The 13,102-nt window shown below is 48.1% G+C and carries 9 protein-coding genes and 1 rRNA gene; 9 read left to right on the top strand and 1 reads right to left on the bottom strand.

The window, feature by feature from the left end; genetic code table 11:
- The first annotated feature begins 76 nt into the window (after positions 1-76).
- The 8 genes from galU (at position 77) to ligA (ending at position 10,768) form a co-directional block, all read left to right on the top strand.
- On the top strand, positions 77-955 hold the full coding sequence (gene galU / locus DFQ00_RS05960; RefSeq protein ID WP_110895870.1) for a UTP--glucose-1-phosphate uridylyltransferase GalU: 879 nt from the start codon (positions 77-79) through the stop codon (positions 953-955).
- A gap of 214 nt (positions 956-1,169) precedes the next feature.
- Positions 1,170-1,715 (top strand): dTDP-4-dehydrorhamnose 3,5-epimerase, encoded by a 546-nt coding sequence (gene rfbC / locus DFQ00_RS05955; RefSeq protein WP_110895471.1) that lies wholly within the window; start codon positions 1,170-1,172, stop codon positions 1,713-1,715.
- Between the two features lie 73 nt (positions 1,716-1,788).
- Positions 1,789-2,814: a dTDP-glucose 4,6-dehydratase gene (gene rfbB, locus DFQ00_RS05950; protein WP_110895469.1), complete on the top strand. Its 1,026-nt coding sequence runs from the start codon at positions 1,789-1,791 to the stop codon at positions 2,812-2,814.
- Entirely contained in the window at positions 2,811-3,692 is an 882-nt protein-coding gene (gene rfbD / locus DFQ00_RS05945; RefSeq protein WP_110895467.1) for a dTDP-4-dehydrorhamnose reductase, read from the top strand. Before rfbB ends, rfbD begins: the two co-directional genes overlap by 4 nt.
- A gap of 156 nt (positions 3,693-3,848) precedes the next feature.
- Positions 3,849-4,724, top strand: coding sequence for a phosphatidylinositol-specific phospholipase C/glycerophosphodiester phosphodiesterase family protein (locus tag DFQ00_RS05940; RefSeq protein WP_110895465.1), 876 nt, complete (start codon positions 3,849-3,851; stop codon positions 4,722-4,724).
- Between the two features lie 215 nt (positions 4,725-4,939).
- Positions 4,940-5,635 carry a heptaprenylglyceryl phosphate synthase gene (pcrB, locus tag DFQ00_RS05935; RefSeq protein ID WP_110895463.1) on the top strand — a complete coding sequence of 232 codons (696 nt, stop codon included), beginning with the start codon at positions 4,940-4,942 and terminating at the stop codon, positions 5,633-5,635.
- A 629-nt stretch (positions 5,636-6,264) separates the two neighbouring features.
- Positions 6,265-8,637: a DNA helicase PcrA gene (pcrA, locus tag DFQ00_RS05930; protein WP_110895461.1), complete on the top strand. Its 2,373-nt coding sequence runs from the start codon at positions 6,265-6,267 to the stop codon at positions 8,635-8,637.
- Between the two features lie 118 nt (positions 8,638-8,755).
- Positions 8,756-10,768 (top strand): NAD-dependent DNA ligase LigA, encoded by a 2,013-nt coding sequence (gene ligA, locus DFQ00_RS05925; protein ID WP_110895460.1) that lies wholly within the window; start codon positions 8,756-8,758, stop codon positions 10,766-10,768.
- Positions 10,769-10,941: 173 nt separating this feature from the next.
- Here the strand turns inward: ligA and DFQ00_RS05920 are convergent, their stop codons facing one another.
- Positions 10,942-12,357 carry a molybdopterin-dependent oxidoreductase gene (locus tag DFQ00_RS05920; RefSeq protein WP_110895458.1) on the bottom strand — a complete coding sequence of 472 codons (1,416 nt, stop codon included), beginning with the start codon at positions 12,355-12,357 and terminating at the stop codon, positions 10,942-10,944.
- 574 nt (positions 12,358-12,931) lie between these two features.
- Here DFQ00_RS05920 and DFQ00_RS05915 point away from each other — a divergent pair.
- A 16S ribosomal RNA gene (locus DFQ00_RS05915) occupies positions 12,932-13,102 on the top strand; the annotation flags it as partial.

The raw sequence follows: 13,102 nt of genomic DNA, 5'->3' as shown, positions 1-13,102 counted from the left end.
ATACATTGCTTTTCCAACTGAATTGATCATGTAGCCCCAATTTCATCTTACTTATGTAGCCAAAGGAGTGTTTCCTATACGTATCCGCAAAGCGATCATCCCAGCCGCCGGACTGGGCACACGGTTTTTGCCTGCCACCAAGGCCATGCCGAAAGAAATGCTGCCCATCGTGGACAAGCCCACTATTCAGTACATTATTGAGGAAGCCGTTGCTTCTGGAATTGAAGATATTATCATCGTTACAGGTAAAGGGAAGCGGGCGATCGAGGATCATTTTGACTATTCCTTTGAGCTGGAACAGAACCTGGCAGACAAGCAGAAGTGGGACCTGCTGAACGAGGTACGCAAACCTTCCGAGATGGCTGACATCCATTATATTCGGCAAAAGGAACCTAAGGGACTTGGTCACGCCATCTGGTGTGCGCGCAAGTTTATTGGTAATGAGCCGTTTGCCGTCCTGCTAGGGGACGACATTGTGGAAGCGGATCATCCCTGCTTGCAGCAGATGATTGAAGTCTATGATGAGCTTCAGTCTCCAATAGTCGGCGTACAGCCAGTCGATTGGAACGAGGTATCCCGTTACGGTATCGTGGATGGAGAACTGCTGACGTCCACGGATGAACGTGTCTTCCGGGCGCATCGCTTGATTGAAAAGCCTAAGACAGAGGACTCGCCTTCCAATCTGGCGATTATGGGGCGGTATATACTTACGCCGGACATCTTCGACATATTGGGCAGACAATCTGTCGGCGTAGGCGGAGAGATTCAGTTGACCGATGCCCTGTCTCGCCTGAATGAACAGCGCCAGATTCTTGCGTATCATTTTGATGGTTTGCGTCATGACGTGGGTGAGAAATTAGGCTTTATCGAAACGTCCATCCACTATGCATTGCAGCGCCCCGATCTGCGGGAGGATTTGCTCAAGTATCTGGAAGGGATCGTTGGGAGACGATAAACGTGCCGGTTCTTTCATTTTGCAAATATCGGATGCAATCGCATTCTACATGTAATAATTTTATGAATTCCACAGCCCAGCCCGGTCGCTAATGACGTTTCGGCTGGGCTTTTCTATTGTACTAAGGCGAATGAACAAACACTTGGCATCCTGCTCACATATACATAACCAATATGAAGAAATACTGTGCAAGAGAGCAGAGCGGGGGGATGACATGAAGGTAATTCCGCTTTTTATGAAGGGTGCAGCTGTACTGGAGCCGAAGATATATGGAGATCATCGCGGATATTTTATGGAAAGTTATAATGAGCAGATTCTAATGCAACACGGGATACATCATAACTTTATTCAGGATAATCAATCCTTGTCGGCAGAGGCGGGAGTGCTGCGAGGGCTCCATTATCAGCTTCATCCGAAAGCGCAGACCAAACTGGTGAGAGTGATATCTGGAGCTGTGTACGATGTCATCGTAGATATCCGCAAAGCTTCACCGACTTTTGGTCAGTGGAAGGGTGTCATACTCAGCGAGCACAATCAGCGTCAGCTATTAGTTCCCCAAGGGTTTGCCCATGGCTTCTGCACACTGGTTCCCGATACACAAGTGGTTTACAAAGTGGATGCTTATTATTCACCTGAACATGACCGTGGCATTCTTTGGAAAGATCCCGCGCTTGCGATTGATTGGCCTGTAACGGAACCGATCTTATCCGATAAGGATCAGAAGCATCCTGTGCTTCAAGATGCAGAGCTGAATTTTTAATAAGTGAACCATGAATGTGGCAGAAATGACTTTTCAGATAAGCGCTATATTTTAGCAGAGGGAGAGAGACAGCATGAAAATACTGGTTACAGGCGGGGCTGGCTTTATTGGCAGCAACTTTGTTTTATATATGCTTCAAGAGCATCCGACTTACGACATTATCAACGTGGATGCACTGACGTATGCGGGCAATCTCGAAAACCTGAAGTCGATAGAATCCAATATACGTCATACTTTCATTCAGGCTGATATAGCAGATGTGCAGCAGATGGAGAACATTTTTGCTCAAGGTATTGATGTAGTGGTCAATTTCGCCGCGGAATCTCATGTCGATCGCAGCATTCTGTCTCCCGATGTTTTTGTCCGCACGAATGTGATGGGTACACAGGTCCTGCTGGATGCAGCGAAAAAATATCAGATCACCAAATTTCTACAGGTTTCAACCGATGAGGTGTATGGTTCTCTTGGACCGACAGGGCTTTTTACAGAAGAAACACCTTTGATGCCCAATAGCCCGTATTCAGCGAGCAAAGCTGGAGGGGATCTGCTCGTCAGAGCTTATCACGAAACCTTTGGTTTGCCTGTGAACATTACACGCTGCTCCAATAACTACGGTCCATTTCAATTTCCAGAGAAGCTCATTCCGCTCATTATCGCCCGTGCATTGAACAATGAAGCCATCCCTGTATACGGAGACGGCCTGAATATTCGAGACTGGCTTTATGTGGAGGATCATTGCCGTGCCATTGATCTCGTCATGCACCAGGGGAGATCAGGCGAGGTATACAATATCGGCGGCAACAATGAACGAACGAATATTCATATTGTTGAAACGGTGCTGGAACAGCTGGGCAAACCGGCAAGTCTGATTCAGTATGTACAGGATCGGCTGGGACATGATCGGCGCTACGGTATCGACCCGACGAAGCTGCAGACGGAGCTCGGCTGGAAACCGGTTCATCATTTTGAAACAGGCATTAAAGAGACGATAAATTGGTACTTAAATCATCAGGATTGGATGGCAAGAGTGCAGTCTGGTGCATATCAGGATGATGTGAAGCTCCAGTATGGCAAGCAGGTGGGTGATTCGGACGTATGAAGCAGCGGATTATGGTGACAGGAGCAGCCGGGCAGCTGGGATATGATGTTGTGAACATGCTGGAAGCAGCCGGACATGACGTGCTTGGCTGTGATCGGGATCAGATGGATATCACGGATCAGCGGCAGTGCCTGAAGCAGGTGGAAGAATATCAGCCTGATATTATTATTCACTGTGCTGCCTACACTGCGGTAGATCAGGCGGAATCAGATGTGGATACAGCCTTTACGATCAATGCTGCGGGTACACGCAACATGACGGTGGCTGCGGAGAAAGTAAAAGCCAAGCTGGTCTATATCAGCACAGATTATGTGTTTGACGGGACGAGTGCCACGCCTTATCAGGAGCACGATGCTACCAATCCACAAAGTGTATACGGCAAGTCCAAGCTTGCCGGGGAGCTACTGGTTCAGAGTCTGAGCACACGATGGTTTATTCTCCGAACCTCTTGGGTGTTTGGCAGTCATGGCCGTAACTTTGTCAGTACCATGCTCGAGCTGCTGGAAAAGCGACCGGAGCTGCAAGTGGTGCACGACCAAAAGGGCTCACCAACGTATACGGTTGATCTTGCACGACTGATATCTGAACTCGCTTTAACTGAACAATATGGCATCTATCATGTCTCTAATGCGGGGAGCTGTACATGGTTCGAATTCGCCCAGGCGATTGCAGAAGAAGCAAACAGGCAGCGAGTGATTGAAACATCAGCCCGAATCCTGCCTTGTACCACAGCTCAGTTCCCGCGTCCTGCTCCACGTCCCGCATACTCCGTGATGGATCATCAGGGTATTCGCATCAATGGACTTCGACCAATGAGGCACTGGAGAGAGGCATTGATTGCATATTTAAAAGAGTTGAAGGTGGAGCATTCCAAATGAAAAGCCCAGTTGATCATAAAAAACACGATATTTAATGCCAAAATTAACTATTTGTTGTACCGCCTTCGGGCGGTTTTTTGTTTTGTTCTCATCGAATTCGGGTAGTTAGTTACCAAAATGAGAATGCAATGGGACACATAAGGATGTGAACAACATATGAAACGGATTGCTGCTGTTTTGACACTGCTGCTTGTTACGGTGGGAACGTTATTTCTGGCCCATGACAGCCAGAGTGAGGAGGGACGTGACGGCTTTGCGAGCTATCGCTTGATTGCCCATGCGATGGGCAGCATTCGGGAACAGCCATATACCAATGCGTATGAAGCGATGATCGCCAATTATGAGAAGGGCACGAGGGTCTTTGAAATTGATTTCATGCTGACCTCCGACCGTGTGGCTGTCGCCAGGCATGAGTGGACCGCCAATATGAGCAAAATGCTGGGACAGGATGAAGAGCTGCCTGAACATAAGCAGACCGGAGCACTTACCCATGATGAATTTATGAACACACCTATTCTGGGCATATACCAGCCTATGGATGCTGACGGCATCATGAACGTATTGTCCAAGTACCCCGACATGTACATCGTCACTGATACCAAGGAGCAAAAGGACGAAGATATCCAGCAGGTGCTTCAATCGCTGGTTGATGCAGCGAAGAAACACGATTCCTCTGCTTTAAGTCGAGTCGTGGTGCAAATTTATAATGAACCCATGCTGGATAAGGTAAAGGAAGTTTATCCTTTTCCCTCTATTATTTACACGCTGTATGCCACACAGGATACAGAGGATCAGGTCGTGCAGTTTGTACAGAATAATGATATTGATGCTGTAACGATGCCTGAGTATAAAGTGAATCAGAACTTTGTGGCCCGGCTGAAGAAGGCGGGAGCCGTTACCTATGTGCACACGATTAACGATACCCAACAGGCAGCAAATTATGAGAAGTGGGGGGTGTACGGGGTGTACTCTGATGTGCTCACCGAGCAGGAGATGGAAGAGATGAACACCAGATTTGCCTGGAAACCTTAAACACAGTAGGGCAGAGATCAAGAAAAGCTGGACGGATATATAGAAAATCAAAAAACTAAAATTCAGAACACGGACTTTTTCAGAGGTTATACGCAGGGGAAAGTCTGTGTTTTTCTGTTCGCCTTTTTATACGAACGTTGACACCTGTTGTCCGCTGACTTAGACTTAGTTTACAAGCTTTTAAGGATGCAGAAGAACCTCTGGAGGAATGTTCGTTGATAGACATGATTAAGCAGTGGAGACACGTATTTAAGCTCGACCCGGACCGTGAAATTACGGACAATGCACTCGATCAGGTATGCATGTCAGGGACCGATGCGATCATCATCGGCGGTTCATCAGGAATTACGTATGATAATACTGTGGAGCTGATGTCCAGGGTGCGTCGTTACGAGTTGCCCTGTGTGCTGGAAGTATCCGATCTGGAAGCGGTTGTGCCCGGGTTTGACGGTTATTTGATCCCGATGGTGCTCAATACAACGGACAGTCAGTGGATTATTGGACAGCACCAGCAGGCCATCGAACGTTACGGCTATTTGATTCCGTGGGATTTGCTGATTACCGAAGGGTATATTGTGCTTCATGCGGACTCTACAGTGGCGAGGTTAACCGGAGCTGATACAGAACTGACTACAGCGGCTGCAGCTGCCTATGCTCAGGCTGGAGAACGGTTGCTGAATCTGCCCATTATATATATGGAGTACAGCGGAACATTTGGTGATATGGAGCTGGTCAGCGAGACGCACAGACAACTGGAGCGAGCACATCTTATTTATGGCGGCGGAATTGATACAGCCGAGAAAGCAGGACAAGCGGCTCAAGCTGCCGATACCGTTGTTGTTGGCAATATCGTGTACAGCAATTTAAGTCAGGCATTGGAGACGGTACAAGCCGTGAAAGGCAGTGCCTGATCGGTTTAGTTTACCACCCCCCACATTCCTCTTTGAATCTGTTAAAATAGAACTTTGCCCTTTATAACGAGGTAATGTCGTACTTGGGATTTTAAACCTTTTACCACAATTGTATTTACGATTTATGGTTTATACAAAATCGCAGAGCTCAGAAGTAATGCAACAACGAAGTTTCATTATAAAACTGAAAAGCTACTACAGTTTTCTTGTTATTCTTACCTAACTATAAGTATAAGGTGACTATGTTTACACGCGAACGGAGAGTGCAGAAGCGATCTGAAAAAACGAAGTTTTCGCCTTTATTCCTGAATTTTTACCACTATATAAGTTGAACCATTCATTTACACGTGAACGGAGAGGACAGAAAAAACCTGGAAAAGCGAAGCGATCGCCTTTATCACCGGATTTTCCCCTTGCAAAATGGAATTAAAAAAATCTGGGGATAACAGCGATTGGAAGGTTGTTCTGTCATCGGAGTGTCCGGGTAAACCTACTTTAGTTCAAATTGTATAAATCTTATATTCAAAAATTCGGGAATAACTGCGACCGGAAGATGCCACTGCACTCGGAGTGACAAGTGTAACCCCATGCCCCTTATACTGATCAACCAACGAAAGGAGCATGCATGCATGCAACCTGTAAATATACATGATGCCATCGCACGGCTGAACACCCCTCAGCGCCAAGCTGTGGAGGCAACCGATGGACCATTGCTGATTATGGCTGGTGCTGGCTCGGGTAAAACCCGGGTGCTGACGCACCGCATCGCCTATCTGATCGCAACACGAAAAGCACCCCCGTGGGGCATTTTGGCGATCACGTTTACCAATAAAGCAGCTCGGGAGATGCAGGACCGGGTATCCCAGCTTGTCGGCGGTTCTCAGGGCCGTGACATCTGGGTATCCACTTTCCACTCCATGTGTGTGCGTATTCTGCGCCGAGACATTGAACGCATCGGCTTCACATCCAACTTCAGCATTCTGGACTCATCGGACCAGTTATCCGTTATTCGCAGCTGTATGAAGGATCAGAATATTGATACGAAGAAGTTTGAACCGAAAGCTGTACAGGCGATGATGAGCACAGCGAAAAATGAACTGATCAGCCCGGAGCAATATGAGAAGCAGGCTGGAGACTATTTCGAAGGCATTGTAGCGAAGGTATATACGATGTATCAGAAGCGTTTAAGAGCCAACAACTCGCTCGATTTTGACGACCTGATCATGGCGACGATTCAGCTGTTCAAGGAAGTGCCGGAAGTGCTTGATTTTTATCAGAAAAAATTCCAGTACATTCATGTCGACGAGTATCAGGATACGAACCGTGCACAGTACATGCTGTGCCGTATGCTTGCTGACAGCCATCACCGCATCTGCGTCGTGGGGGATAGTGACCAGTCGATCTATCGCTGGCGTGGAGCGGACATTACCAACATCCTTAACTTTGAAAAAGACTACCCGGAAGCGCAGACGATTCTGCTTGAGCAGAATTATCGCTCCACCTCCAACATTCTGAATGCGGCAAATGAAGTAATCGGTCTGAATACAGGCCGCAAGCCGAAGAAGCTTTGGACGGACAAAGAAGGTGGCTCGAAGATCAAGGTATACCGGGCGGATTCGGAGCATGACGAAGGGTATTTTGTAACCTCGGAGATTAGTAAAAATGTGAAAAACGGCAAATCCTATCAGCAACACGCGATTTTGTATCGTACCAATGCACAGTCCCGGGTCATCGAGGAAATTCTCATCAAGTCTGACATTCCTTATCAGATTGTCGGCGGTATCAAGTTCTATGATCGAAAAGAGATCAAGGACATTCTGGCTTATTTGCGTTTGTTGTCCAACCCGGATGATGATATCAGCTTGACCCGAATTATTAATGTGCCTAAGCGTAGCATCGGGGATACTACAGTAGCGAAGCTGGCAGCGGCGGCGGGAGAGCGTGGGATTTCCATTTTCCGTGTATTGCAGGTGGTAGACGATCTTGGTTTTGCGGGTCGCACACGTAATGCGTTGGTAGAATTCTATGATATGATCGCTGCGCTTCACCAGATGGTCGAATACCTTTCGGTGACGGAGCTGACGGAGAAAATTTTGGAGATGAGCCAGTATCGTGACGAGATGCAGAAGGAAAACACGATTGAATCTCGTGCAAGGCTGGAGAATATTGAAGAGTTCCTGTCGGTAACGATGGAATTTGAGAAAAATAATGAAGACAAAACGCTCGTTTCGTTCCTCACCGATCTGGCACTCATTGCAGACATCGACAGCATGAACGATGATGAAGAGGATCAGAGCGATGCGGTCACATTGATGACCATGCACAGTGCGAAAGGTCTGGAGTTCCCGGTTGTCTTCATCATTGGTATGGAGGAAGGGGTTTTCCCGCACAGCCGGGCCTTTATGGATAACGAAGAGCTGGAGGAAGAGCGTCGTCTGGCTTATGTCGGTATAACACGCGCAGAAGAGCAGCTATTCCTGTCCTGCGCGCAGATGCGGACCTTGTTTGGACGCACTACAGCGAACCCACCTTCTCGTTTCCTCGATGAAATTCCGGATGAACTGAAGGAAGATACGTCTATCGCACGTGATCGTTATCGTCGTGGCACCAGCACAGGTGGTGGATCGTATGGTGGACGTGGCTTGGGCGCTAGTGGCGGAAGCAACTTCGGCAGCAGGGCAACCAGTGCTACCGAGCTGTTTGAACAGCAAAGTCGCAGCGGCTCATCCGCAATGGCATCCGCTGGACCGACATCACGTGTAACAACAAGCATCTCTCGTCCGGGCTCTGCAGCACCTACGTCAGCTTCGAAGTCTGTCTCGTCCGACAGTGCGGCAGGCTTCAAGGCAGGAGACAAAGTGCAGCACGGCAAATGGGGAACGGGTACCATCGTAGCGGTCAAAGGCAGCGGTAACGATACCGAGCTGCAGATTGCTTTCCCGGCTCCGGTGGGCGTGAAGCGCCTGCTTGCCGGATTTGCCCCGATTACTAAAGTGGAATAAGAATGAAACGGCCTATTGCATCATACCGAACTGCCAAGAGATTGATTCTGCCCGGTTCGTTTGTTGCAATAGGCATGTTCGTTCTACATATATTAAATTTACGGAGGGATGGCCCGATATGGACCCGATGCACCGGATGGAGCAACTCGTTACCGAGCTAAACCAGCATAATTATCAGTACTATACGATGGATCAGCCGCAGATCAGTGATAAGGAATATGACCTGCTGTATGATGAGCTGGTTACGCTGGAGCAGGAAAGCGGCATGGTATTGCCCGATTCTCCGACACAACGTGTAGGAGGCGAACTGCTCAAGGGATTCACCCCGCATCGTCATTTATCCCCACTATGGAGCTTGGACAAGGCGCAGAACATCGAGCAGCTGCGCAATTGGAATACTCGTGTTCTGAAGCTGGTGAATGACTACAATAGCAAAAACCCGGAGAGTCCCTTGCCGGACCCCGGTTATGTCATTGAATTGAAATTTGATGGACTCACCTTGAACCTCACATATACCAACGGCGAACTGGTGCAGGCTTCTACGCGCGGTAACGGAACGGTGGGTGAAGGTATTCTGGCGCAGGTCAGAACGATCAAGTCTGTTCCGCTCAAAATTCCGTATACTGGCGGTACCATTGAAGTGCAGGGTGAAGGCATCATGAACCTCTCTGTTCTGAATCAATACAATGAAACGGCTGCGGAGCCGCTCAAAAATGCACGCAATGCAGCAGCAGGTGCGCTTCGTAATCTGAATCCGAAAACGACGGCTGAGCGTCGATTAAATGCCTATTTTTATAATATCGGCTATTCGGACGACATTCAGTTTGCTACGCATCAGGAGATGATGGACTTCCTGCGTGAGAATCGTTTCAAAGTGAATCCATCCATCACCTACTTCCATGAGTTTGATGATGTGATGGAGCAGCTTGCAGCCATTCAGGAAAATCGTGGACAGCTCGATTACCTGATTGACGGAGCTGTAATTAAGCTGACCGATATGCGGACTCGTGAAGTGTTGGGTTATACAGACAAGTTCCCACGCTGGGCGGTGGCCTACAAGTTTGAAGCAGAAGAGACTACAACCGTGCTGAACGAAGTCGTGTGGAATGTCGGTCGAACCGGCAAAGTGACTCCATTGGCGAGAGTAGAGGCTGTTGAGCTTGCGGGAGTTACCGTGCAGAACTGCACCCTGAACAATGTAGGCGATATCGAGCGCAAAAATTTGAAGTTTGCTTTGGGTTCACGCGTCTTTATCCGCCGCTCCAACGACGTCATCCCTGAGATTCTCGGCAAAGTGACTGAAGAAAATGATGGTGAAGAGATCATCTATCCAGAGAACTGCCCGGCATGCGGGTTCCCGCTGGAGCAGCGCGGAGCGCACTTGTTCTGTAACAACAAGCTTGCCTGCAAACCACAGACCGTAGCTCGTATTTCTCATTTTGCTTCACGGGATGCGATGGATATCGAGACGTTTAGTGAGAAAACAGCCATACAGCTTTATGATGAATTGAACGTGAGAGAACCGGCTGATCTATATACACTGCAGTTTGATGATCTGGTGAAGCTGGAGCGGTTTGGCGAAAAGAAAGCGAACAACCTTCTTGCTGCGCTTGAGCAGAGTAAAGACCGAGACTTGGCTTCGTTCCTCTATTCCCTGGGAATCCCGAACACTGGCAAATCAACTACACGTATGCTCGCTGAGCATTACCGTGATCTGCACGCGATCATGAACGCAACTGTGGAGGAATTGATTGAGCTGCCTGACGTGGGTGGTATCGTAGCGGAGAGTATCGTTAATTTCTTTGCTGATCCATTCACCCAGGCGGCAATTGAAAAAATGCTGAATCTGGGCGTGAAAGCACAGGCACCGGAAGCTCCGGCTGTTGTGGCAGAGGACTCCTTCTTCAGCGGCAAAACGGTAGTGCTCACAGGTACACTCCATCAGTTGACGCGTGAAGAGGCAACACAAAGGCTTGAAGCACTTGGTGCGAAGGTCACTGGCAGCGTATCCAAGAAGACAGACCTCGTCATTGCCGGAGAGAAGGCAGGTAGCAAATTAACGAAGGCACGTGATCTTGGAATCCCGACCATCGAGGATGAGGATGAGCTGGTACGTTTGTTAAATTCGTAACAGATGAAGCACACGAAGCTTGTTTGTGCTCCTACCCGGGAGTGAATCCATCGTAATGAAGGAGTACAGGAAAGCCTCCAGACACACGTCATATACGTGCTTCTGGAGGCTTCTTTATGTTGTGTATAACGCAGAAGGAGTTTTGTGAAACATCACCCTTCTGTTTTTGCGTCTTATGATCCACTTATATTCGGGAAGCGCTGTGAAGCCCCGGATAACCATGCATCCTTGTCGTACCCACGTTCTTCCCAATAGCCAATATGCTCGCTGTCAATAATTTCGATACGGTTCAACCACTTGACCGATTTGTAGGCGTACATCTGTGGAATGACAAGGCGTACCGGGCCGCCAAGATCCGCAGGAATAGGCTTTCCGTCATGCATGACTGCGATCATAATGTCATCCATTCGGGCCTGCTCAAGTGTAATAGCATCGGTGTAGACCCCGTCACCAGAGTAAAACTTGACGCTGTGCGCTCCCGGTTTCACACCGGCTTTCTCCAGAAAATGCTTCAGCGGGATGCCCTCCCATGTATTCTTATAGACGGACCATCCTGTTACGCAGTGAAAGTCGCTGACCTGCACAGTTCGCGCAAGCTTGACGAATTGCTCCCAATTCCAGATCTGTGCACGCTCCACCAGTCCATCTATACGAAACGACCAGTTTGCATTAGAGAAGGATGGAATTGGTGTAACCGTGTATACCCGAAAATGCCCTTCGGCTCCGCCGCCAATCGGAGGAGAAGAAGCAGACAGGGGCTGTGGCAACGGAACCATCCGATTAGGGTCACTTTCCAGCATGCTGTCTATGCTGTTATCAAACTTGAGATTTTTACCTACCCACGATACGAAGGTTGGCCCAAGTGTCACCGCAAGTCCTACGCCTACGGCAGAGCGGATAAAAGCCCGGCGGGTATATACCGGCTGTGGCTTTTCGATCGTTGTTGTCCTGTTTCCATCCAGACCTTGTGGTCGAACTTCCTGGTCATGAAGCGATCTGTCCGCATACAAAGCCGACATCGCTGCTGGTGTATTTCGTGTGACTGACTCGTCCGTTTCGGAGGAGGGGCTGGCCGTTTTTTTCACATCTGGCATCTGTATTGGAGAATCATTAATCTGGATTGTACGGCGCGCCGGGTCCTTTAACCATCGGGTGCGTGTGATGGAGTGGTAGATGATGTAAGGTAAACCGACCCAGGTGAGCAGATCATGGATCAGCAGCGCAGCATTGGACCAAAGCGGGCCAGCAAGCTTGAACTGCCACAAGACGAGACCTGAAAGTAACCAGCCAATCAGAAGGGCCAGCACGATAAGTGTATTTGCCTTTTGCCATGGCTTATTGCGAAGCTGCTTCCAATGCTTGCTGGCCAGAAATAAGTAATACACTACGGGGGCAAGCATAGCGAGACCAACTGCGATGTGCAGCCATTTTAACCATACACGACCGATGCCCAGTGCTTCACGCCAGAAGCCTCCAATTAACATGAGACCAGAGATGGCAAGAATAACAACAATCCACGCATTCCATGCATGAATGGAGACCAGCTTTTTACCATATCCTTTGCGGATTGTTTTTAACCATTGTTTCATATGTATTCACCTCACGTTATGGATTGAAATGGAATGGAGTTTGCAGCCCGACAACGAAAATTTAGGGAGATGTGCATGGATAGTTGTGATACATACTGAATATGAAAGGATTGAAAAAAGTGCAGGGTGAGGTTAGCAACGCTTTTGGATGTAGGAACTCAGGATACTTCCTCTAATTTAAGATACCTTATTATAAAGTTTTTGGATCACCTACTTCAAATAAATATGAAGGATTCTAGTCATATCCATGAGTATGATAAAAGTTGAATAAAGTGCTTGCCAAATGCTTGTCACCATGATATATTATTTCTTGTCGCTTCAAGCAGATGAAAGTCGAAACGCTTGGAAGAATGACGAAAAACAATGTTGACAGAACACAGGTTAACATGATATGATAAGTTTCCTGTCTGATTGACGGAGGTTGATGAGAGACAGGTTAAACAAGTTCCTTGAAAACTGAACAAATGGATAGTAACTATGTTTTAAAAGAATCGTCAGATTCAAAATGAGCTTATCGCTCTTTTCAATACCCCGATGAGTTGCACAGCGTTGAACGATGCTGCGAAATTCATCTTTATTGGAGAGTTTGATCCTGGCTCAGGACGAACGCTGGCGGCATGCCTAATACATGCAAGTCGAGCGGACTTGAAGAGAAGCTTGCTTCTCTGATGGTTAGCGGCGGACGGGTGAGTAACACGTAGGCAACCTGCCCTCAAGCTTGGGACAACTACCGGAAACGGTAGCT

The organism is Paenibacillus barcinonensis, from assembly GCF_003217495.1.
In the GTDB taxonomy this organism is placed as follows: Bacteria; Bacillota; Bacilli; order Paenibacillales; family Paenibacillaceae; genus Paenibacillus; species Paenibacillus barcinonensis.
Note: the sequence above shows the minus strand (reverse complement) of the source record. Positions and strands in the feature narration are given on the sequence as shown.